Here is a 23,322-nt window from a genome sequence, read left to right as displayed (position 1 = left end):
CACGCGATGCCCTTTTTCACACGGACATCAGAGCGCCGCAATCAGTTCGGGCACCGCCACGAACAGATCAGCTTCCAGACCAAAGTCGGCCACGCTGAAGATCGGTGCTTCGGGGTCCTTGTTGATCGCCACGATGACCTTGGAGTCCTTCATGCCGGCCAAGTGCTGGATGGCACCGCTGATACCGCAGGCCACATACAGCTGGGGCGCCACGATCTTGCCGGTCTGGCCCACTTGCCAGTCATTGGGCGCGTAACCAGCGTCCACCGCAGCGCGCGAGGCACCCAGTGCCGCACCCAGCTTGTCCGCCAGCGGCGTCATGACTTCCATGAACTTTTCGCTGGAACCTAAAGCGCGGCCACCCGACACGATGATCTTGGCAGCGGTCAGCTCAGGGCGGTCGTTCTTGGCGATTTCAGAGCCCACAAAGGCCACACCTGCGTTGGCAGCGGCAGCGGCCACGGCTTCCACCGCGGCGGAACCACCGGTGGCAGCAGCAGGGTCAAAACCGGTGGTGCGCACAGTCAGCACCTTCACGGCGTCGGTCGCTTGCACGGTGGCGATGGCGTTGCCGGCGTAGATGGGGCGCTCGAAGGTGTCGGCGCTGATGACCTTGGTGATGTCGGACACCTGGCCCACGTCCAGCTTGGCGGCCACGCGGGGGGCGATGTTTTTGCCCGACGCGGTGGCGGGAAACACGATGTGGCTGTAAGCGGAGGCGATGGCCAGCACCTGGGCCGCCACGTTTTCGGCTAGTCCGTGTGCCAGGTCGGCGCTGTCGGCATGGATAACCTTGGACACACCGGCGATTTGCGCGGCAGCCGCAGCGGCGGCACCGGCATTGTGGCCAGCCACCAGCACATGCACATCACCACCGGCTTGGGCGGCGGCGGTCACGGTGTTCAGGGTCGCGCCCTTGATGGAGGCGTTGTCGTGTTCAGCGATTACGAGTGCGGTCATGGTCAGATTACCTTTGCAACGTTTTTCAGTTTATCCACCAGCGTGGCGACATCGGGCACCTTGATACCGGCGCTGCGCTTGGCCGGCTCGGCCACCGACAGGGTCTTGATGCGGGGGGTCACGTCCACGCCCAGGTCTTCAGGCTTGAAGACGTCGAGCTGCTTTTTCTTGGCCTTCATGATGTTGGGCAAGGTCACGTAGCGGGGCTCGTTCAGGCGCAGGTCAGTGGTGATGATGGCGGGCAGGGTCACGGCCAGGGTTTCCAGGCCGCCGTCCACTTCACGCGTCACGTTGGCCTTGCCGTCGGCCACTTCCACCTTGGAGGCAAAGGTGGCTTGGGGCAAATCGGCCAGGGCTGCCAGCATCTGGCCGGTCTGGTTGCAATCGTCGTCAATGGCTTGCTTGCCCAGGATCACCAGGCCGGGTTGCTCTTTGTCGATCAGGGCCTTGAGCAGCTTGGCCACCGCCAGGGGCTGCAGCTCTTCCGTGGTTTCCACCAGGATGCCGCGGTCGGCGCCAATGGCCATGGCGGTGCGCAGGGTTTCCTGGCACTGGGCCACACCGCAGGAGACAGCGATCACCTCGGTGACCACGCCCTTTTCCCTCAAACGCACGGCTTCTTCCACCGCAATTTCGTCAAAGGGGTTCATGCTCATCTTGACGTTGGCGATGTCTACACCCGTTCCGTCCGACTTCACTCGAACTTTTACGTTGTAGTCCACCACACGTTTGACGGGTACCAGGACTTTCATTGCTGCCACTCCAGAGGTTAAAAATGGGTCTGTTTAGTTGACGTGCACGTCAATCAGTCGATTCTATGCGGGACGGCCTAGTGGCCCCGACTATCGTCTGCGCCCGCCATCATAAACACAAAATAGAACGATCGTGCTTTTTTCTAATTATAGCGGCGCCCGGCCCACCTTCTGGCACTTGGGCGACTTAACTTAGAGGCAGCGCATCAAAAAGCGAGGCCGTCAGCGTGTATGGATGACGCGCTGCGGGTAGGGAATCTCAATGCCGTGGGTGCGCAGGGCGCGCAGGATGGCGAGGTTGATCTCAGAACGCAAATTGCCCTGGCCGTTCTCCAGGTCATTGATCCAGTAACCCACGGTGAACTCCAGTCCGTCGGCGCCAAAGTTGGCCAGGCTGATCGCGGGCCCGGGCTCGCGCAGCACACGCGGCTGGCTCAGCGTGGCCTCCAACAGCAAGGCCATGACCTGCTCCACGTCGCTTTCGTAGCCCACGGAAATAGTGATGCTCTGGTTGACCCGGCTATCGGCGAGCGACATGTTTTCCACCCGCTGGGTGATCAACATCTCGTTGGGCACGATGGACTCACGCCCGGTCTGCGAACGCACCACGGTGTACCGCGCGTTGATTTCGGTGATGGTGCCCTCGAAGTTGTCGACCTTGACCACATCACCAATCCGCATCGCACGTTCGGCCAGGATCACAAAACCGCTCACGTAGTTGGCGGCCAGCTTTTGCAGGCCCAGGCCAATCCCCACCCCGACTGCCCCACCCAACACCGACAGCGCCGTGAGGTCAATGCCCACCGCCGACAAAGCCAGGATCAGGCCCACAAACATCAGTAAGGCACGTGTGGCATTGCTCACGGCCTTGCGCAATGACAGCTCCCCCCCCGTGGCCGACCGCAGCAGGCGCGATTCGATACCCGCCGAAATCCACAGCGTGATGATCAGCACCGCCCCCGCCGTCACCAACCCTTCAATGATGTTGCGCACCGACAGCGTAGTGCCCCCCACCTTCCAGGTGATCAGGTCCAGCTCATTGAGAATGACGGGCAACAAACCACTCACCCACAACACCATGGCCAGCCAGGCCACCCAGGAAATGGTTTGCTCCAGCGGCTTGACCCAGCGCGACTCGGCAAACGTGGCCTGCAACACCTTGACCCCGACGCGTATCACCACCAGCGACATCAGCACCGGAATGGTGATGCGCAACACCGCCACCGGCACAAAGTTGCTCAGCAGCTCTAGCGACAGGTAGCCCAGGCACAACAGCGCCAGCGGAAACAACACGCCGTCAATCACCCGTTTGCCAAACCAGATCGAACGCTCCTCGTGCATGCCCAAGGTACGGCGCAGCGCCGCCACCAGCCCCCAGGCCAGCGCCACGCTGAGCGCCAACACCAACAGCTCCACCAGCACGGTGGGTTGGGTGAACATGGCCAGCCAGGCCTCGAAGTCGTCGATGGGTTTGGGAGCGGGGAGGTTTTTCAGGGAATTCATCACAAATCTGCCAATACGCGCACATGCGCTTCTACGCTGCGGGCCAGTGCATCCAGGTGGTAACCGCCTTCCAGGCAGGAGACGATACGTCCCTGTGCATGGCGATCGGCCACGGCCTTGATCTGCGCGGTGATCCACGCGTAATCACTTTCCACCAGGCCCATCTGGGCCATGTCGTCTTCGCGGTGGGCATCAAAACCCGCGCTGATAAACACCATCTCGGGCTTGTACGCCTCCAGCCGCGGCAGCCAGTGCCGGGCAATCAATTCCCGCACTTCGGCCCCTTTGGTATAGGCCGGTACCGGCACGTTGACCAAGTTGCTGGCGTGGGAGCGCGAGCCACCTTCCGGGTAAAACGGGTGTTGGAAAAAACTCACCATCAGGATGCGCTGGTCACCGGCCACGATGTTTTCGGTGCCATTGCCGTGGTGCACATCAAAGTCCACAATCGCCACGCGTTTGAGGCCATGGCGCTCCAGCGCATGGCGTGCGGCCACCACCACGTTGTTGACAAAACAAAAGCCCATGGCCTTGTCTTTGCAGGCATGGTGGCCCGGTGGCCGCGTGGCACAAAATGCATTGGCCAGCTCACCCGCCATCACCGCATCGGTGGCTGCCACGGCAGCACCGGCTGCGCGCAAGGTGGCATCCCAGGTGTACACATTGAGGCTGGTGTCGGGGTCAATCTGCGCATGTGCGGGGCCACCGGCGGCCACCTCTTCGCGCAGGCTGTCGGTCAGGCCGCGCAGCGAGGCTACATACATGCGGCCATGGGCCAGTTCAAGGTCGGTGATGGAGGCCTGGGGTGCTTCGCGCTGGTCCAGTGCATCGGCCACACCGGTAAGCAGCAAACGGTCGTCAATGGCATCCAGTCTTTGGGGGCATTCGGGGTGGCCCTCGCCCATCTCATGCTTGCGGCAATCGCGGTGCGAAAAGTATCCGGTCTTGTTCACCAGTGCGCTCGTTGTTCAGGATTTTCGGGTAACGTCGTGCCATGGATGCACAACACAAGCTTAAATCATTGCTCGCCCAGCTTAACACGGTGATTGTGGGCAAACCCACGCAAATCCAGGACTGCGTGGCCTGCCTTTTGGCCGGTGGCCACCTGCTGATTGACGACGTGCCGGGCGTGGGAAAAACCACCCTGGCCCATGCGCTGGCGCGCAGCTTTGGCCTGCAGTTTTCACGCGTGCAGTTCACCTCGGACCTGATGCCCAGCGACCTGTCGGGGGTGTCGATTTACGAGCGTGGCAAAGAGGCCTTTGTGTTCCACCCCGGCCCCATTTTTGCGCAGGTGTTGCTGGCCGATGAAATCAACCGCGCCAGCCCCAAAACACAAAGTGCGCTGCTTGAAGCCATGGAGGAAAAGCAGGTCACTGTGGAAGGTGAAACCCGCGCCCTGCCCCAGCCCTTCTTTGTGATCGCCACGCAGAACCCGCTGGACCAACTCGGCACGTATGCGCTGCCCGAGTCGCAGCTGGACCGTTTCCTCATGCGCATCTCGCTGGGCTACCCAGACCGGGCGTCAGAACGCGCGCTGCTGGCCGGTGCCGACCGGCGCGCAATGGTGGACGAACTGCCCAGCTTGCTGGCCGACGGCGAACTGGCCCAGTTGCAAGTCACCGTGCTGGCCGTGCATGCAGCAGGCCCCTTGTTGGACTATGTGCAAGACCTGATTGCTGCCACGCGCTCGGGCCAGTGGTTTTTGCAAGGCTTGTCACCCCGCGCCGGCATTGCCGTGGTGCGCGCCGCCAAAGCCCAGGCGCTGCTCAGCGGACGCGACTATGTGGCACCCGACGATGTGCAAGCCGTGCTGCCGCAAACCATTGCCCACCGGCTGATTCCCGTGGGGGACTCGGGCCGTGGCGCGGTGGAGCAAGTTCAAGCCATGCTGCAAGCCGTGCCGCTGCCGTAATGACGCCCCCCCGAAGCGCATCCGGCGCCTCCCCCCCAGGGGGGCGCACTCAGTGGCCCGGCGAAGCCGGTTCCACGGGTGCCCTGGTGTGGAACCCCCTCACCGTGTTGCGACGTCGGTTCCGCACCTGGTTCGAGTCGCGCCTGCCGCTCAAAGACAGCACCACGCTGACCCAGCGCAATGTCTACATCCTGCCGACACGCCCCGGCCTGATGCTGGGCCTGACGCTCTTGGTGCTGCTGGTAGCCAGCATCAACTACCAGCTCAACCTGGGTTATGTGCTGACCTTTTTGCTGACCGGTAGCGCCGTCATTGGCATGCATGTATGCCATAGCACGCTGCGCGGAATCACTATGCATTTGATAGCACCTGACGCACAATTTTCGGGGGCTAGCGTGCCGATTGGCATACAACTGCAAAGCGACAGCCGGCGCGTGCGGTATGGCATTGGCCTGGCCGTGCTGGGGACCGACCACTGGAGCTGGACCGACGTACCCGCCCAGGGTAGTGCCAAGGTACAGGTGGCCTTTACGCCCACGCAGCGTGGTCTGCACCGCATCCCGGCACTGACAGCCGAGACTCGCTTCCCATTGGGCACCTTCCGGGTATGGACCGTATGGCGCCCGGCCGCCCAGGTGCTGGTCTACCCCGCACCCGAGGCGCACCCGCCGCCCCTGCCCCCTGGCGAACCACGGGCTGGCGGCGCGGCCAACAGCCACAAACAAAACACCGGCGAATTCGACGGCGTGCGCGCCTACCGCCGTGGCGACCCGCTCAAGCTGGTGGTCTGGAAAAAAGTAGCCAAGGCCGACGAACTGGTGAGCCGCGACGCCCAGCAGTCCCAGCGTTTTGAGCTCTGGCTGGACCTGGCCCATACCGGCCATGGCGCCAGTGCCTCGCGCGAGCACGCGCTCTCGCGCCTGTGCGCCTGGGTGCTGCTGGCCGAAAAACAAGGCATGCGTTACGGCCTGCGCCTGGGCAGCCAGGAGCTTGCGCCGGACAGCGGCCCAGCCCACCAGAAAAACTGCCTGCAGGCGCTGGCCCTGGCCTGAGTGGCACAACGTGTGAACCCATGCTGCAACGCCTGACCCACCTGCCGCGCGAAGCGCGCGACACCCTGTTTCTGCTGGCCGTGATTGCCTGGGTGATCCTGCCGCAGGTGGAGCGCCTGCCGCTGTGGTGCAGTGCCATGGCGGCCGTGGTGCTGCTGTGGCGCAGCCAGATGGCGGTGCAGGGCCAACCCCTGCCCTCGCGCTGGTGGCTGCTGGGCCTGCTGGCGCTGGCCAGCGCCGCCACCTGGTGGAGCTACCGCACGCTGCTGGGCCGTGACGCCGGCGTCACGCTCATCGTGGTGCTGCTGACCCTGAAGACGCTGGAGATGCGCGCACGGCGCGACGCCTTTGTGATCTTCTTCCTGGGCTTTTTCACCATGCTCAGCAACTTCTTCTTCTCGCAAAGCCTGCTCACCGCGGCGGCCATGCTGGTGGCGCTGCTGGGCCTGCTCACCGCGCTGGTCAACAGCCACATGCCGGTGGGCCGCCCGCCGCTGCTGCAAGCCGCCAAAACCGCGGGCTGGATGGCGCTGCTGGGCGCCCCCATCATGGCCGTGCTGTTCATGTTGTTCCCGCGCATAGCGCCGCTATGGGGCCTGCCGGGCGACGCCATGAGCGGGCGCAGCGGGCTCTCGGGCCAGATGCAGGTGGGCAGCATTGCCAGCCTGGCGCTGGACGACAGCATTGCCATGCGTATCCGTTTTGACGGGCCGCCGCCAGCGCAGCGTGACCTCTATTTCCGCGGACCTGTGTTGTCCAGCTTTGATGGGCGCGAGTGGCGTGCCCTGCGCTCGTCTTTTCCGGCGCGTTACCAACTGGCGGCCGATGTCACGGTGCAGGGCCCTCCGGTCAATTACCAGGTCACCCTGGCCGCCAACAACCGGCCCTGGCTGATCGTGCTGGACGCCACGCCCACCAAACCCGAGATCGTGGGTTACACCCCCAGCATGGCGCCGGACCTGCAGTGGCTCACCGACCAACCCATGGCCGACCTGGTGCGTTACCGCGCCACCAGCTACCCGCAGTTCCGCCATGGGCCCACACGGCTGGCCATGGGGCTGCAAGACTATGTGGACCTGCCCAGCGGCTTTAACCCGCGCACCCTGCAGCTGGCCGCCGAGATGCGCCGCAGCCCCGAATTGGCACGCGCCGGCACGCCGCAGCTGGTGGACGCCGTGCTGCAACGTCTGCGCACCGGTGGCTACCAGTACACGCTGGAGCCCGGCGTGTATGGCACCCACACGGCCGACGAATTCTGGTTTGATCGCAAGCTGGGTTTCTGCGAACACATTGCCTCCAGCTTTGTGCTGCTGATGCGCGCGCTGGATGTGCCGGCACGCGTGGTCACCGGTTACCAGGGCGGGCAGGTCAACAACGTGGATGGGCTGTGGACCGTGCGCCAAAGTGACGCCCATGCATGGGCCGAGGTGTGGGTGGCGGGACAAGGCTGGGTGCGGGTGGATCCGACCTCTGCAGTCGCACCGGGGCGCACCGGTACATTCACCCGCCTGCAGCCCCCGCAAAACGTGTTCACCCAGGCCCTCAACACCGTGAGCCCGGGCTTTGCCATCAACCTGCGGGCGATGTGGGAAGCGGCCAACAACCGCTGGAACCAGTGGGTGCTGAACTACAGCCAGTCCCGGCAAATGGACCTGCTGCGCAAACTCGGCTTCGACGCGCCGAGTTGGGAAGATCTGAGCTACGTGTTGATCGCCTTGATCGTGCTAGCAAGTAGCGCCGGCGCGGTGTGGACGCTGTGGGAGCGATACCACCAAGATCCGTGGCTGCGGCTGCTGCACCGCGCGCAGGCCCGGCTGCGCAAGGCCGGTTGGACCGTGGACGCGCAAGACACACCGCGCCAGCTGGCCACGCGGCTGCAGGCCCTGGGGACCCACAGCACCGACACTGCGGCCCTTGCCGCCTGGCTGCTGCGGCTGGAGGCCTGGCGCTACGCCCCCCAGGCACCGGCCACGCTGGCCACATTGCGGCGAGAATGCAGGCAACTACCCTGGCCCCTCCGCTTACCGTGAACACCTGCTCCTTTGTGACTTCATCACTCCGTACCATCACTCTCTTTTTGATAGCTGCTTGCGCAATATCCACGGGCTTTGCAGCCCAAAAGTCTTCTAAATCCAAAACCCGCCCCCATACGACAGTGCCCACCCCGGGGCCGCTCTACAGCACCCGCCCCGAGGTCATGCAACTGGCCGACGACCTGGCCCAGCGCCGCAACCTGGACCCGGCCTGGGTGCGCAGCGCCATCGGCCAGGCCCGGCTGGTGCCCGCCATTCAGCGCGCCAGCACCCCACCCGCCGTCGGCACCCCCAAGAACTGGGCGGTGTACCGCAGCCGTTTTATCGACCCCATCCGAATCAAGGCCGGTGTGCAGTTTTGGCAAAACAACCGCGAGACCCTGGCCCGTGCCGAACGGGAAACCGGTGTACCCGCGCAAATCATTGTGGGCATCATTGGGGTGGAAACCATCTACGGGCAGCAGACCGGCAGCTACCGGGTCATCGATGCCCTGAGCACCCTGGCCTTTGACTTTCCCAGCGCCCACCCGCGTGCGGCCGATCGTGCCAAATTTTTCCTCTCCGAGCTGGAGGCCTACTTAAGCCTCACCGCCCGCACTAGCACCGACCCGCTGGCCCTCAAAGGCAGCTACGCCGGTGCCATGGGCCTGCCCCAGTTCATGCCATCGAGCTGGGCCAAATACGCGGTGGACTTTGATGGTGACAGCCGGGTGGACCTGTTCCACAGCGCGGCGGACGTGATTGGTTCGGTGGCCAATTATTTTGTTGCCTTCAAGTGGCAACCCGGCCAGCCCACGCACTACCCGGTGCAGTTCGACCTGGCACGGCTGGACCGCGCCACCCTGCTGGCCCCCGACATCCTGCCCACCTTCAGCGCACAAACCATGCAGGACAAGGGCGTGCTGCTGGAGGCTGCTGCGGCTGCCCACCCCGGCAAGCTGGCGCTGGTGGAGTTGCAGAACGGTGCCGATGCGCCGCTCTACATCGCCGGCACCGACAACTTTTACGCCATCACCCGCTACAACTGGAGCAGCTACTACGCGCTGGCGGTAATCGAGCTGGGGCAGGAAGTGGCAGCCGCTTTGCCCCCCATCCCCAGCATGCCAAAATAAACCATGCCCACACCCGCCGACACTGCTCTGGACAACACGGACGAACATTCGACAACCGCGCTGTACCGTGCGGCAGTGGGCGAGGTCAACAGTGCGTATTACCTGCCACTGTTTGCGCGCTTTGAAGCCGCCGACCGTGTCGGCCTGAGCTGGAACGGCTCGGCCGCGCTCTACACCTTCAACTGGCTGGCATTCCGCCAGCTCTGGCACGCCGCGCTGGTGTATGCCGGGGTTTGGGTGGCGCTGGCGCTGGGCATTTTCGGCATTGGGCGCCTGGTGTTCCAGTTTTCGGACACCACCCAGTGGGCCCTGGTGGGCGGCTTGGTGCTGCTGTCGGTGTTACTGCCCGGCCTGGGCGCCAATGCACTGCTGCACGCGGCCACGCGCAAGCGTATGGAAACGGCGCTCAAAGCCACCCACACCGTGGCCGAAGCCTGCACCCTGCTAGGCCGCAAAGCGCCCACACGCAAAAGCCTGATTGCCCAGATGGTGGCCAACGCGCTAGTGCTGGTACTGCTGGCCTACGCCTGGCTGCAATTTGAGGGCTGGACACCGGCTCCCGTTCAGGCCGCAGCGCCAGCCGACGCGCGCAATGTGGCGGTAGGCCGCACGATTGATGTGTCCGTTCCGCCTGCGCCCACACCGGTGCTGGCGGCCTCAGGGCCAGTTGCGGCAACATCGTCACCCGCCGCAGCGGCTTCGGCACCGATGCTACCCCTGCGCGCCGCGTCAGCCCCGGCACAAACACCAACACCTGCACCCGCACCTGCGGCATCATCCAGCGCGCCCGCCATGGCACGCACAGTCGTCGCATCAGCGCCCATGGCCGCAGCGTCCGCCGTTGCAAGAGCCCTGGAGCTCCCGGCGTCCGCAGCCAAAGCTGCTGCGCCTGCCCCAGCAGTCGCAGCGCCCCGCACCGGCAGCTCGGCTCCGGGCAAGATCATTATTCTTTCCAGACCAGTGGCTGCCGAATCCGCCGCGGCCAGAGCGGCCGGGGGAAGCAACGCGGCCGCGCCCGAGGCGTCAGCCGCCCCGGCGCAACGTTATGTGGTGAATGTGGGCCTGTTTGCCCAAGAGAACAACGCCCGCAACGCCCTCACCCAGCTCACCGATGCCGATCTGCCCGCCAGCACCCAAACCGTCAGGACCAGCCAAGGCACCCGCATCCGGGTGCGGGTAGGCCCTTTTGAGACAGAGGCGGAGGCCGAACGGGTGGCCGACAAGGTACGTGCCATGGGGCTGGACGCCCAGCTCGCGCCGCAGTAGCGGACGGCCCGGACCTAGAAACCTGCAGGCCCTTCGAACTGGACGTGCAGCGCGTCCAGCCAGTGCTCAATTTCCGCTTCGCTCACATGCAGGTGGGCCAGACAGGCCGCGCCATGCTGGTCCCACTCCACATGTTCGGTTTGGCCTTCGTGCAAGGCCACCAGGTGTTCTGCCAACAGCGACATGGCGACCAGCGTGCGCACCTCGGCCGGAATATTGTCGTCCCGCAGCACGGTGAAGTCGTGGTGCAAGCGCACCGCAATGGCCACGATGGGGGGCAAGCGCCAAGTTTTGGCCACGATGGCACCCACCACGGCATGGTCGGTACGGTGGGCGTCGTTTTCCACCTCGGTAAAGGTGCGCCCGCTGGGCTGCAATGCATCGGCCAACGTGGCCTCATAGCCCGGCAAGCCCTGCAACATGATGGGCAGGCCAACATGGCAAAACAGGCCACAGGTGTGGGCAATGTCAGCGTTGATGCCGTACATCTGGCGTGCGATGTAACCCATGGCGTAGGCTCGGCGGGTGGAGGTTTCCCAAAAATGCTCCAGCAAGGGCGACTGCACCGTGATGGTCTCGCGCAGCAGAAAGCCGGTGAGGATGGAGACGGTTTGCGCAATACCCAGCAGCGCCACCGCCTCGGCCACCGTGGAGGCGGTGCGGGAGCGGGCATAGATGGGGCTGTTGGCGACCCGGATCAGCGCGGCGGCCATGGCCACATCGCGCGAGGCGATTTTGGCAATGGTGGCGGGCTCCGGGTCTTCGCGGTTGAACTCGACACGCAAGTCCGTCAGCAAGGCCGGACAGGGCTGGATCACGATGTCCCGCAGGGGGCCAGCCGCCTTGGCGGTTTCAATTTCCCGGTCGATGTCAGCTACGCGCATGCTGTCTCCTCGTTGAAGACATTATGCTGAAAACCAGCCCCTGCGAGGCGGAATCCAGGCCTATTGGGGGCCGCGTTTACCCTGCTGCAACGCGTCAGGTCACCGGCACCAAATACTCGCGGCTGATGTGGGCGCCCAGGTCGTTCACACGGTCCAAAAACTGGGTGAGGTAGGCGTGCAGGCCGGTGGCCAAAATTTCGTCGATGCGGCCAAACTGCAGCTCGGCGCGCAGCTTCCCGGCGCGGCGCAGGGTTTCGCTGCCGGGGTCGCTGGCCACCAGACGCAGGTTGTTCACCACTTCGTTGAGGCTGGCGTGCAGCGAACGCGGCATATCGGGCTTGAGGATCAGCAGCTCGGCCACACGTTCGGGTTTGATCACGTCGCGGTAGACCTTCCGGTACACCTCGAAGCCCGAGACGCTGCGCAGAATCGCACTCCAGTGGTAGAAGTCGTACTCTTGGTCCTTCTCGCTGGCGGCGCCAAAAAAGTCGCTCTGCACCGCGTGGAATTTCACATCCACCAGGCGCGCCGTGTTGTCGGCCCGCTCCAGGAAGGTGCCCATGCGCATAAAGAACAGGGCCTCGTCCATCAGCATGGTGCCCACGGTCACGCCGCGTGACAGGTGGGAGCGGAACTTCACCCACTCAAAAAACTGGGCTGGGTCTTTTTCAAACTCGCCCGTCTTGATCATGCGTTTGACTTCGAGCCAGGTGGTGTTTTGGGTTTCCCACACCTCGGTGGTGAGTGCACCACGCACCGCACGGGCGTTCTCACGCGCCGCACTCAGGCAGGACATGATGGAAGACGGGTTGTCCTCGTCCTTGACCATGAAGTCCATCACCTCGCGCGCCTGGATCTCGCCATGGCGCTCTTTGTACGAATACAGCAGCTCGCTGATGGACAACAAACCCTGCCAGCCGAGCTGGGCCACGGCTTCGGATTGGGGCAGCAGCGAGGTCTGGTAGTTCACGTCCAGCATGCGCGCGGTGTTCTCGGCCCGCTCGGTGTAACGGGACATCCAGAACAGGTGGTCGGCGGTTCTTGACAGCATAAAAAATCCTCCGCAGTTCGCTTATTGTTTTTGGGTTTGGCTTGGGGTCTGCGTGACGGTGGCCACAGCAGGCGCATCGTCTTCCAGAATCCAGGTGTCCTTGGTGCCGCCGCCTTGGCTGCTGTTGACCACCAGCGAGCCGTCTTTCAGCGCCACCCGCGTCAGGCCACCGGGCACCATCTGCACCGTCTTGCCGCTCAGCACATAGGGGCGCAGGTCAATGTGGCGCGGCGCAATGCCACTCTCTACAAACGTGGGGCAGCTGGACAAACTGAGTGTGGGCTGGGCGATGTAACCACTGGGGTTGGCCTCCACCGCTTTGCGGAAGTCTTCGATCTCGGCCTTGGTGGCCGCAGGCCCCACCAACATGCCGTAGCCGCCCGCGCCGTGCACCTCTTTCACCACCAGGTCTTTCAGGTTGGCCAGCGTGTAGGCCAGGTCGTCCTTGTTGCGGCACATGTAGGTGGGCACGTTGTTCAGAATGGGTTTTTCGCCCAAATAGAACTCGATCATCTTGGGCACATAGGGGTAGATGGACTTGTCGTCCGCAATGCCGGTGCCCACCGCGTTGCAGATGGTCACGTTGCCCGCCTTGTAGGCGCCCAGCAGGCCCGCGCAGCCCAGCGTGGACGTGGGGCGGAACACCGTGGGGTCCAAAAAGTCATCGTCCACGCGGCGGTAGATCACATCGACCCGGCGTGGGCCGCGTGTGGTGCGCATGTAGACGAAGTTGTCCTTCACAAACAGGTCCTGCCCCTCCACCAGCTCCACACCCATTTGCTGGGCCAAAAAGGCGTGTTCGAAGTAGGCGCTGTTGTACATGCCGGGCGTGAGCACCACCACCGTGGGCTCCGCCGTGGTGGCAGGGCTGCTGGCGCGCAGGGTTTCCAGCAGCAGGTCGGGGTAATGGGCGATGGGCGCCACGCGGTGCGCGCTGAACAGGTCGGGAAACAGCCGCATCATCATCTTGCGGTCTTCCAGCATGTAGCTCACGCCGCTGGGCACCCGCAGGTTGTCCTCCAGCACGTAGTACTCGCCGTTGCCCTTGGCGTCCGGGGCCCGCACGATGTCGATGCCGCTGATTTGCGAATAAATGCCATTGGGCACATCCACACCCACCATCTCGGGCCGGTACTGGGCATTGCCCTCAATCTGTTCGCGCGGCACGATGCCGGCTTTCAGAATCTCTTGGTCGTGGTAGATGTCATGGATGAAACGGTTGAGTGCGGTGACGCGCTGCGTCAGGCCCTTCTCCATGCTGGACCACTCGTGCGCCGGGATGATGCGGGGGATCAGGTCAAACGGGATGAGGCGCTCGGTGCCGGCGCCGTCTTCGTCCTTCTCGCCGTAAACGGCGAAGGTGATGCCCACGCGGCGGAAGATCATCTCCGCCTCTTCACGGCGTTTGGCCATCATGTCGCCGGGTTGGCGCGCCAGCCATTCGTCGTAAATTTTGTAGTGGTCTCGTATCTGCTCGCCCTGAGTGAAGAACTCGTAGGGAAGCTGGGTGTACATCTCATCGAACTTCTGCATGAATAAGACCTCTCTGGATACCGTCTATGCAAACTTTGGGCCACACAAAGCGTGCACCACTATGGCACAAGATGATGCCAGTAGCGGCGATCATCTTCCCGTGAACACGCCACATTTTGGGGCTGCCCCGAGTGCCAGCGCATGGCACCACAACGGGGCGATGACACCAAATTGATGCGCGCCACGGTATATCGGGTCACCACGGGCGCAGCTGGATGGCCAAAACGGTTGCGGTAACCCGCCTGCACCAGCGCCCACTGCGGCGCCACGGCCTGCAGAAATTCGGGCGTGCTCGATGTTTTGCTGCCGTGGTGCGGCACCAGCAGCACCGCCGCGCGCAGGTGGTCTGTGCCCTGCCAGGCCTGCACCAGGCGCGCTTCCTGTGCGGCCTCAATGTCGCCCACCAGCAGCGCGCTACCGGCGCCCGTGCCTATGCGCAGCACACACGACAGGGCATTCGGTTTGGCAGACTGTGCGTAGTCCGCCGCTTGCGGGTGCAACACCTCAAACGGCACACCGTCCCACACCCAGCGCTGGCCCGCCTCGCAGCGTTGCGCTGGGCGCAGCTGCTGCAACGGGTGGCCGGGTTCGATAGAACTCAGCAAGGCGGCCCGTGGCTGCATGGCCAGCACGGCGGCCGCGCCACCCACGTGGTCGGTGTCGCGGTGGCTCAGCACCACGGTGTCCAGCCGCACGTCCAGCGCTTTCAGCAGCGGCACCAACACGCGGTGGCCCGCATCACTTTCCAGGCTGTAACGCGGCCCGGCGTCAAACAGCAGCGCATGCCGGGCCGTGCGCACCAGCACTGCATTGCCCTGCCCCACATCGGCCGCCAGCAGCTCAAATGCACCAGGCGCGGGCAGCGCGGGGCGCCACAGCAACAAGGGCACCAGCAGCGGCAGCCCCAGGGCGCGCAAGTGCCACGGAACCGGCAGCGCACACAACAGCCCGCCACCCACGGCCAGCAGCCCCCAGCCCAGCGGGGGCAAGGGCCAGGTGAGCGTGGCGCCGGGCCAGGTGGCCAGCGCGCTCAGCCACCACCACAGCAGCTCAGTAGCCTGTGCGGCCAGCCCCCAGACGGCTGGCAACACCACCCCCAGCAGCGCCAGCGGCGTGAGCAGCAAGGTGACCCAGGGAATGGCCAGCAGATTGGCCACCAGCCCTACCAGCGAGAGCTGGCCAAACAGCAACAAACTGAGCGGCGCCAGCGCCAGCGTGATCACCCACTGCTCCCGCAGCAGATGCCAGATTTTTAAGCAAAATCGGCCCCTAGCACCCGTGGAATCTGCGCGAGCAGCTCCTGAATCAGTAGCAAACAACACCCCCACCGCCACAAAGCTGAGCCAAAAACCCGGCTGCAGCAGCGCCCACGGGTCCAGCGCCACCACGGCGGCGCAGGCCAGCATCCACACCAGCGGCCAAGGCCAGCGGGCACCGGCCAGGCGCAGCACGGTCACGGTGGCCAGCATCAGACAGGTGCGCTGCGCAGGCACGCCCCAGCCGGCCAGCACCGCGTAGCCGCAGGCCAGCAGCAAGCCGCCCAACAAGGCAGCCGACGGGGCAGGTAACGCCAGGCACAGCCGGCGCGAGCGCCGCCACACGGCGCCCGTCAGCAACGCCGCGCCCCAGGCAAACATGGTGATGTGCAGGCCAGAAATGCTGATGAGGTGGGCCACGCCGGTGGCGCGGAACACATCCCAATCGCTGCGGTCCACCGCGGCCTGGTCGCCCACCACCAGCGCGGCCAGCAGGCCGGCGGCACGCCGGTCTTCCACCGACGCCAGCATGCGGTCACGCAGCGCCTGGCGGGCCAGCGCCACCGGGGCCTGCCAGGTCTGGCCCAGGCGCTGGGGTTCGGGGTCTTTGGGGCCGGCGCGCACATAGGCGCTGGCCTGCAGGCCTTGTTCCCACAGCCACAGCTCGTAGTCAAACCCGTGTGGATTCATGCTGCCATGGGGCGCCCGGGCCCGCAGGGTCAGTTGCCAGCGCTCGCCCGCTTGCAGCGGGGCCGGCACACGTTGCAGAGCGGTTTGTTCGCCCAGCAGCGCGTAACCACTGGCATACCAAGCCACGGCCATGCGCGTGGGCACGGGCACGTCTCGCCCCTCCAGCAGCGCCTGCTCCACGCGCAGCGTGAAGCGCAGCCCGGCCTCCGTGGTCTGCGGCAGGCCCTCCACCACCCCGGTCACGCGCAGGTCGCGCCCCTCCAGGGCCGGGGCCAGCGCCATGCTGGCAAACAGCACCGCCCGCACCCCCGTGCTGCCCCAGCCCAACGCCATGCCGGCCAGCAGCACCAGCGCAGGCGCCAGCCCAAAGGGGATGGGTCTAGGGATGATTTTTGCTATCTTTTCAGGAGCTGCTTGCGCATACACCACGGGTGCTAGCAGCACAAAAGGCATGTAAGCCCACAGTGGCCACAATGCAGGCTGCTGCAGCTGCCAAGCCGCACCCAACACCCAGCCCAGCAGCACCGCAAACACCGTGCGGGGCCACGCGCTGGTGCGGTGGGCGGCAGAGAACATGGCGCCATGCTAACCCGCCCCCACAGGGCTAAAGCGCATGGCGCGGGACTTGCTTGAAGCCCTGCGTCAAACCCGATTGTTAGTATGGGGCCGGTGCGGCAACCGCTGCACCGGCATCCCAGTGTGAGATTACCGAGAGAACGGCCCATGTCCATTCACGCAGCGCTGAACCACGTCACCCACTACACCTACGACCGCCTGGTCAATCTCGGCCCCCAAGTCATCCGGCTGCGCCCCGCCCCCCACTGCCGCAGCAAGGTGGTGTCCTACTCTCTCAAGGTCGAACCCAGCACCCACTTCATCAACTGGCAGCAAGACCCGTTTGCCAACTACCAGGGCCGCCTGGTGTTCCCCGAGAAAACCACCCAGTTAAAGGTCACCGTAGACCTGGTGGTGGAAATGGCGGTCTACAACCCGTTTGACTTTTTTCTGGAGCCCGAGGCCGAGGAATTTCCCTTCACCTACGCGCCCGAACTCAAACAAGAACTTGCCCCATACCTGGCCGCCGACCCGGTCACCCCGCTGCTGCAGGCCTACCTCGACAAGATCGACCGCACCAAACGCCGCAGCGTGCTGTTTTTGGTCGACCTCAACACCCTAGTGCACAAGTCCGTGGACTACACCATCCGCATGGAGCCCGGCGTGCAAACGCCGGAGGAAACGCTGGAATTGGGCTCTGGCTCCTGCCGCGACTCGGCCTGGCTGCTGGTGCAGCTGCTGCGCAACTGCGGGCTGGCCGCGCGTTTTGTCTCGGGCTATCTGATCCAACTCGCCCCCGATGTGAAATCGCTCGACGGCCCCAGCGGCACCGAGGTCGACTTCACCGACCTACACGCTTGGTGCGAGGTCTACCTGCCCGGCGCCGGCTGGATCGGCCTGGACGCCACCAGCGGCCTGCTGGCTGGCGAAGGCCACATTCCCCTGGCCTGCACGCCACAGCCCAGCGGTGCCGCGCCCATCGAAGGCGGCGTGGACGAATGCGAGGTGGAGTTCAGCCACCACATGCAGGTCACCCGCATTTACGAATCGCCCCGCGTCACCAAGCCCTACACGCCCGAGCAATGGGCCTCGGTCATGAAGCTGGGTGACCAGGTGGACGCCGACCTGCTGGCCGGCGATGTGCGCCTGACCATGGGCGGCGAACCCACCTTTGTGGCAGTCAACGACCGCGACGCGCCCGAGTGGAACACCGACGCCCTGGGCCCCACCAAACGTGGCTTTGCCACCGAGTTGGTGCACAAGCTGCGCGACGAATATGGCCAGGGCGGCTTTCTGCACTTTGGCCAGGGCAAGTGGTACCCCGGCGAGCAGTTGCCGCGCTGGGCCTTGAATATTTACTGGCGCGCTGACAAGCAAAAGGTATGGGGCAACCCAGCCCTGTTCACCGACGAACGCGCCCCCACCCACTACTCGGCCGAAGACGCGGGCTACTTCATCCGCACGCTGGCCGGCAAGCTGGGCCTGACCGACAAGTACGTGCAGGCCGGTTACGAGGACACCTGGTACTACCTGTGGCGCGAACGCCGCCTGCCGGTCAATGTGGACCCTTTCACCTCCAAGCTGGACGATGAGATGGAGCGTGCCCGCCTGCGCCGCGTCTTCAGCCAGAAGCTGGACTCCGTGGTTGGCTACGTGCTGCCGCTCAAGGTGGGCGCTAGTGGCAACCCCAGCCTCAGCGGCCAGAACATGAATCCAAGCCTGACCGGCCCGGAGTGGACCACCGGCCCCTGGTTCTTCCGCGACGAGCGCATGTACCTCATGCCCGGCGACTCGCCCATGGGCCTGCGCCTGCCGCTGGACTCGCTGCCCTGGGTCAGCGAGGGTGACTTTCCCTACCTGGTGGAGCGCGACCCCACGGTAGCGCGCGGCCAGTTGCCGCCCCACACCAGTTTTGCCGCGCGTTATGCACCCGGTGCAAGCGGTGCGCCAAGCAGGGCCACCACACCCAGCGGCAGCGTGTCGCCCAGCGGCCTGCCCTACCTGGCGGGCAACCTGGCCACGGCAGAAGCCAGCCGCAAAATGCAAACCGCCAAGGGCCCGGCTGTCAGCGCCGTGGCCGCCAACGCGCAAAGCCCCCTGCAGCCCGAGCCCGCCCGCTACGCCGAAGCGCCCAACCGCTTCGAGTCCGCCCACTGGATCACCCGCACCGCACTGTGTGTGGAAGTGCGCGACCCGCGCCGCGCCAGTGGCCCCAAGGCCGAAGCCGTGGGTGAAAAGTCCGGCGTGCTGTACATCTTCATGCCGCCGCTGGAGCGCCTGGAAGACTATCTGGACCTGCTGGCCGCCATCGAGGCCACTGCCACCGAGCTGAAGATGCAAATCGTGCTGGAGGGTTACCCGCCCCCGCGCGACCCACGCTTGAAGCTCTTGCAAGTCACGCCCGACCCCGGTGTCATCGAGGTCAACATCCACCCGGTCACCAACTGGAAAGAGCTGGTCTACAACACCGAGTTTTTGTACAACGCGGCCTTCGAGTCGCGCCTGTCGGCCGAAAAATTCATGACCGATGGCCGCCACACCGGCACCGGTGGCGGCAACCACTTTGTGATGGGCGGCGCCACGCCGGCCGACAGCCCGTTTTTGCGCAAGCCCGAGCTGCTGGCCAGCCTGCTGCTGTACTGGCATAACCACCCGAGTTTGAGCTATTTGTTCAGCGGCATGTTTGTCGGCCCCACCAGCCAGGCCCCGCGTGTGGACGAAGCGCGCAACGACCAGCTCTACGAGCTGGAAATCGCCATCGAGCAGATCTACAAAAACCGCGAGCTGTATGGCCAGACCATGCCGCCGTGGCTGGTAGACCGCACGCTGCGCAACATCCTGATCGACGTGACCGGCAACACCCACCGCAGCGAGTTTTCCATCGACAAGATGTACTCGCCCGACTCGGCCACGGGTCGCTTAGGGCTGCTGGAACTGCGTGCGTTTGAAATGCCACCGCACCCGCATATGAGCAGCGTGCAGCAGTTGCTACTACGTGCGCTGGTCGCCCGCTTCTGGAAGACACCGTACAAGGCGCCGGTGACCCGCTGGGGCACCGAGCTGCACGACCGCTACATGCTGCCCACCTTCATCAAAATGGACTTTGATGACGTGATCGCCGACATGAACATGGCGGGCTACGCGTTTGACACGAGCTGGTTCGCGCCGCACTACGAGTTCCGCTTCCCGCTGATCGGCGCAGTCAAGGCCGCGGGTGTGGAGCTGACGCTGCGCAACGCACTGGAGCCCTGGCATGTGATGGGCGAAGAAAGCTCGGCCGGTGGCACCGCGCGTTATGTGGATTCGAGCCTGGAGCGCATCGAGGTGCGTGTGACAGGCCTGAACGAAAGCCGCTACGTGGTCACCTGCAACGGCCAGGCCCTGCCCATGCAGAGCACAGGCACCGTGGGCGAGTTTGTCGCCGCCGTGCGCTACAAGGCCTGGAACCCACCCAGCAGCCTGCACCCCACCATTGGCATGCACGCGCCGCTCACGTTTGACATTGTGGACACCTGGATGAAACGCTCGCTGGGCGGTTGCCAGTACTTTGTCACCCACCCCGGCGGGCTCAACTACGAAACCTTCCCGGTCAACGGCTACGAAGCCGAAAGCCGCCGCCTCTCCCGCTTCGCCGCCATGGGCCACACGCCCGGCAAGCTGGTGGTGCCACCGGCCACCATCAACGTGGCGGGCAGCAAAGAGTTTCCGTTTACGCGGGATTTGCGACGGGGGTGAGTTTTTAAGCCAAATAGGGCTCTAGCCCTTTTTGTGTATGCGCAATCAGCTATTGTATTGATAGCATGCTTTGGTGTGAGGTGTGGGCGCAGAGCTGGGGGAACGGCCCCCCGCCTCATACTGTCAAACGCCCAGAAATCGGCGGGGAGCCATTCCACCAGCTCTGGGGTGAGGTATTTGGTACCCTAACGAAAGACGGACTACTGTGCGTCACGGCCGCTTTGCGGCGGAAGCCGACGTTGACTGCGAACCGTCGATTCGTACTTTCAATTCAATGAACCAAGGTAGAGCCGCATGAGAAAGTTCATCTCAATAGTTGAAATTGTTGTTCTCTTGGTGGTGAACTTGGCGGTCATGTACGGAGCGGCGTTGTTTGCAATAACCGGCAATGGCGACGGGAGGGGTATGAAAATCGTCTTTGGAGTTGGGTGCATTTTTATCGTCGCTTTTGCTCTAGTTGATTTTTTCCGCGCTATTAAAGGAAGAGGCATGCCCAATCTACTGTCCCTTAAGGCGGTCCCTATCGCAGTAGGAGTTCTGTTGGTCTATGTAATCGGAAGTCAACTCTTGGGTATCAGGTCTTGGTGAGATAACTTGTGGCGCAAGTTGATGCCCGCTTTCAGTTTTTATGACCCACTCATGACGAGCGTTTAATTCCACATGAATGAATACCAAGTAACCTACAACGAGGACTATGTCCTGAGCAGCCTGGATCGTTATCGAAGGCAAAAGCGTGTCTACCCTTGGTTCCTCCTCACGAAGGTGATCTGTGCTTTGGGGCTCGCGTTACTTCTAGCCATCATCGTTTACGGGGTAGTAAGTGCGAGTGGCCAAGCTGTTCCATTGATCCTAATTGCTGTTGTGATTTCGACTTTCTTGGTTCTTTTGCTTCAGGGTCCCAGGCTTGACTACTTCTTCCTAAAGCGTCGGCTGCAGAAGTCTTCCTTTTATGGGGATGACATTCGTATTGGTGTTTCCGATTCTGGTGTGTTTATCAGCACGCCAAAATCTCAATCCGCTCTACAGTGGTCGGCGTTCACTAAGGCAACACGTTTGAGCGGGGGCATTCTGGTCTTTAGCGCGCCATCGGTGTTTTATTGGTGGCCCGATGAAGCGCTCAATACAGGAACTGTGGACGAAGTGAAAGAGCTTGTAAAGGCGAACGTCCGACACTATGAGTCTGCGAGTGCCTAACCCATCAATCGGGCACATGTGCCAAGGCTGGAGGCGCTCGCCGCGTAAGCCGCTCATCTCAAACACTAACGACCGCTTCGAAGCGCACCGAATGTCTGCAGTCAGTCGAGCCTGTGTGGAAACGCCCTTGAATCTTGCCTGATTTTTGCTATGCCTTATCCAACTGCAAGGAGGATGGGCGATGCCGAGATTCATAGAAGGAGCCGACCGCCAGCAAGTCACCTTGCTGCCCGAGTGTCTGGATGACTTCATAGGGGAAGACAACCCGGTCCGCGTGATTGACATCTTTGTAGACGAACTCAATCTGGCCGAATTGGGCTTTGAAGGAATGCAACCCGCTGCGACAGGACGTCCGGGCTACCACCCGGCCATGCTCCTGAAGCTCTACATCTACGGCTATCTCAACCGCATCCAATCCAGCCGCCGCCTGGAGCGCGAGGCCCAGCGCAATGTCGAGCTGATGTGGCTCACGGGCCGCTTGGCCCCCGACTTCAAAACCATTGCTGACTTCCGCCACGACAACGGCACAGGCATCCGTAACGTCTGCCGACGCTTTATTGCCATGTGCCGCCGACTCCAGCTCTTCTCCCAAGTCATCGTGGCCATCGACGGCAGCAAGTTCAAGGCCGTCAACAACCGCGACAAGAACTTCACCCAGCACAAGCTGGAACAGCGCATGCAGCAAGTCGATGCGAGTATCGAGCGCTACCTGGGGGAGCTGGAAACTGCAGACCGCACCCAACAGCCAGAGATGGAGACGAACACACAACGCCTGCGGGACAAGATCGCGCTTCTCAAGAAACAGATGCAAGAGCTACGCGACATTGGCAAGCGCCTGGAGCAGCAGCCCGATGCCCAAATCTCGTTAACCGATCCAGAAGCCAGGTCCATGGTCTCCAGCCGCATTGGCACAGGACTGGTGGGCTACAACGTACAAGCGGCAGTGGATACAAAGCATCACTTGGTCGTTGCCCACGAAGTCATCACCAGCGGCAGTGACAGGGGGCAGTTAGCCAAAATGGCAATTCAGGCGAGAGAGGCCACTGGCGATGGCGCATTGCAAGCCATCGCAGACCGGGGCTACTTCAAGAGTACGGAGATACGGGCGTGCGAACTCGAAGGCATCAAGGCGTATGTACCCAAGCCCATGACCTCCAGCAGCAAAGCTGAGGGACGGTACAGCAAGCTGGACTTCGTCTTCATTGCCAAAGACAACGAGTACCTATGTCCCGCAGGGCAACGCCTGCCCTACCGTAGCACCAGCACCGAAGACGGCATGAAGATGTATGCCTACTGGTCATCGCACTGTGGGAGCTGCCTGCAAAAGACCAACTGCACCACGGGCAAAGAACGCAGAGTGAAGCGCTGGGAGCATGAGGCCGTTCTGGACACCATGCAGAAGCGCATCGACAACAGTAGAGACAAGATGAAGCTCAGGCGCTGCACGGTGGAGCATGTGTTTGGCACGCTGAAGTCCTGGATGGGAGCTACACACTTCACGATGAAGGGGCTAGCCCACGTCAGCACGGAGATCAGTCTGCACATACTGGCCTACAACCTGCGCCGAGTGATGGCGATTCTTGGGATGCCGGGGATGATGAGGGCGATCAGGTTGGCAGGGGCATGACCCTTTGCCAATCGAAATAGCCCTGAAAAACACCTTGAGAAGCGATTGAGCTGCCTCTGAGTTGACTCATTGGCGCATCAAGCGAAAAATCGATTCTTAAGCATCCAACTGCACCGCGCCTGCGTCCATAAAATGAGTTTCCACACAGGCTCAGTCTGCAGGCGCCTCAACTAGGCGGCGGAAGCCGACCTTCAGAAATTCACC

General features: G+C 63.3%; 17 protein-coding genes. 9 read left to right on the top strand and 8 right to left on the bottom strand.

All coding sequences use genetic code 11. The annotated features are described in order from the left end of the window. Positions 1 to 27: 27 nt before the first annotated feature. The 4 genes from AC097A_RS08155 to AC097A_RS08140 form a co-directional block, all read right to left on the bottom strand. Positions 28 to 960: an electron transfer flavoprotein subunit alpha/FixB family protein gene (locus tag AC097A_RS08155; protein WP_479620456.1), complete on the bottom strand. Its 933-nt coding sequence runs from the start codon at positions 958 to 960 to the stop codon at positions 28 to 30. Positions 961 to 962: 2 nt separating this feature from the next. Next, a complete protein-coding gene (locus tag AC097A_RS08150; RefSeq protein WP_479620455.1) occupies positions 963 to 1,712 on the bottom strand; it encodes an electron transfer flavoprotein subunit beta/FixA family protein in 750 nt (249 codons plus the stop codon). 222 nt (positions 1,713 to 1,934) lie between these two features. Continuing rightward, the gene (locus AC097A_RS08145) at positions 1,935 to 3,215 is read right to left on the bottom strand and encodes a mechanosensitive ion channel family protein (protein ID WP_479620454.1); all 1,281 of its coding nucleotides are present in this window, start codon (positions 3,213 to 3,215) and stop codon (positions 1,935 to 1,937) included. Beyond that, entirely contained in the window at positions 3,215 to 4,168 is a 954-nt protein-coding gene (locus tag AC097A_RS08140) for a histone deacetylase family protein (protein WP_479620453.1), read from the bottom strand. Before AC097A_RS08140 ends, AC097A_RS08145 begins: the two co-directional genes overlap by 1 nt. A 41-nt stretch (positions 4,169 to 4,209) precedes the next feature. Here AC097A_RS08140 and AC097A_RS08135 point away from each other — a divergent pair, with 41 nt between their 5' ends. The 5 genes from AC097A_RS08135 to AC097A_RS08115 all read left to right on the top strand — a co-directional run bounded on the left by AC097A_RS08135 (position 4,210) and on the right by AC097A_RS08115 (position 10,593). Beyond that, positions 4,210 to 5,130, top strand: coding sequence for an AAA family ATPase (locus AC097A_RS08135; RefSeq protein WP_479620452.1), 921 nt, complete (start codon positions 4,210 to 4,212; stop codon positions 5,128 to 5,130). Next, entirely contained in the window at positions 5,130 to 6,182 is a 1,053-nt protein-coding gene (locus tag AC097A_RS08130; RefSeq protein WP_479620451.1) for a DUF58 domain-containing protein, read from the top strand. Before AC097A_RS08135 ends, AC097A_RS08130 begins: the two co-directional genes overlap by 1 nt. Positions 6,183 to 6,202: 20 nt before the next feature. Then, entirely contained in the window at positions 6,203 to 8,212 is a 2,010-nt protein-coding gene (locus AC097A_RS08125; RefSeq protein WP_479620450.1) for a transglutaminase TgpA family protein, read from the top strand. A gap of 125 nt (positions 8,213 to 8,337) precedes the next feature. Continuing rightward, complete coding sequence (gene mltB, locus AC097A_RS08120) at positions 8,338 to 9,327, top strand: lytic murein transglycosylase B (protein ID WP_479620449.1); 990 nt, start codon at positions 8,338 to 8,340, stop codon at positions 9,325 to 9,327. Between the two features lie 3 nt (positions 9,328 to 9,330). Continuing rightward, on the top strand, positions 9,331 to 10,593 hold the full coding sequence (locus tag AC097A_RS08115) for an SPOR domain-containing protein (RefSeq protein WP_479620448.1): 1,263 nt from the start codon (positions 9,331 to 9,333) through the stop codon (positions 10,591 to 10,593). Positions 10,594 to 10,607: 14 nt separating this feature from the next. Here AC097A_RS08115 and AC097A_RS08110 read toward each other — a convergent pair whose 3' ends face one another. From AC097A_RS08110 to AC097A_RS08095, 4 genes are all read right to left on the bottom strand, one after another. Further along, positions 10,608 to 11,477 (bottom strand): HDOD domain-containing protein, encoded by an 870-nt coding sequence (locus AC097A_RS08110; protein WP_479620447.1) that lies wholly within the window; start codon positions 11,475 to 11,477, stop codon positions 10,608 to 10,610. A 94-nt stretch (positions 11,478 to 11,571) separates the two neighbouring features. Next, positions 11,572 to 12,528 carry an alpha-E domain-containing protein gene (locus tag AC097A_RS08105; RefSeq protein WP_105263154.1) on the bottom strand — a complete coding sequence of 319 codons (957 nt, stop codon included), beginning with the start codon at positions 12,526 to 12,528 and terminating at the stop codon, positions 11,572 to 11,574. 21 nt (positions 12,529 to 12,549) lie between these two features. After that, positions 12,550 to 14,061, bottom strand: a complete 1,512-nt coding sequence (locus AC097A_RS08100) for a circularly permuted type 2 ATP-grasp protein (protein WP_315480050.1) — start codon at positions 14,059 to 14,061, stop codon at positions 12,550 to 12,552. Positions 14,062 to 14,120: 59 nt separating this feature from the next. After that, positions 14,121 to 16,583, bottom strand: a complete 2,463-nt coding sequence (locus AC097A_RS08095; RefSeq protein WP_479620446.1) for a DNA internalization-related competence protein ComEC/Rec2 — start codon at positions 16,581 to 16,583, stop codon at positions 14,121 to 14,123. A gap of 147 nt (positions 16,584 to 16,730) precedes the next feature. Here AC097A_RS08095 and AC097A_RS08090 point away from each other — a divergent pair, with 147 nt between their 5' ends. The 4 genes from AC097A_RS08090 (at position 16,731) to AC097A_RS08075 (ending at position 23,118) form a co-directional block, all read left to right on the top strand. Further along, a complete protein-coding gene (locus AC097A_RS08090) occupies positions 16,731 to 20,297 on the top strand; it encodes a transglutaminase family protein (RefSeq protein ID WP_479620445.1) in 3,567 nt (1,188 codons plus the stop codon). 294 nt (positions 20,298 to 20,591) lie between these two features. Further along, entirely contained in the window at positions 20,592 to 20,885 is a 294-nt protein-coding gene (locus AC097A_RS08085) for a hypothetical protein (protein ID WP_479620444.1), read from the top strand. Positions 20,886 to 20,957: 72 nt separating this feature from the next. After that, positions 20,958 to 21,491 carry a hypothetical protein gene (locus tag AC097A_RS08080; protein WP_479620443.1) on the top strand — a complete coding sequence of 178 codons (534 nt, stop codon included), beginning with the start codon at positions 20,958 to 20,960 and terminating at the stop codon, positions 21,489 to 21,491. A 181-nt stretch (positions 21,492 to 21,672) separates the two neighbouring features. Next, positions 21,673 to 23,118: an IS1182 family transposase gene (locus AC097A_RS08075; RefSeq protein ID WP_479620442.1), complete on the top strand. Its 1,446-nt coding sequence runs from the start codon at positions 21,673 to 21,675 to the stop codon at positions 23,116 to 23,118. Positions 23,119 to 23,322 lie beyond the last annotated feature (204 nt).

The sequence above is a fragment of the Rhodoferax sp. XS2R6 genome, assembly GCF_056521365.1.
The sequence above is the reverse complement of the archived record's forward strand: the minus strand, read 5'-3'. Positions and strand labels throughout refer to the sequence as shown.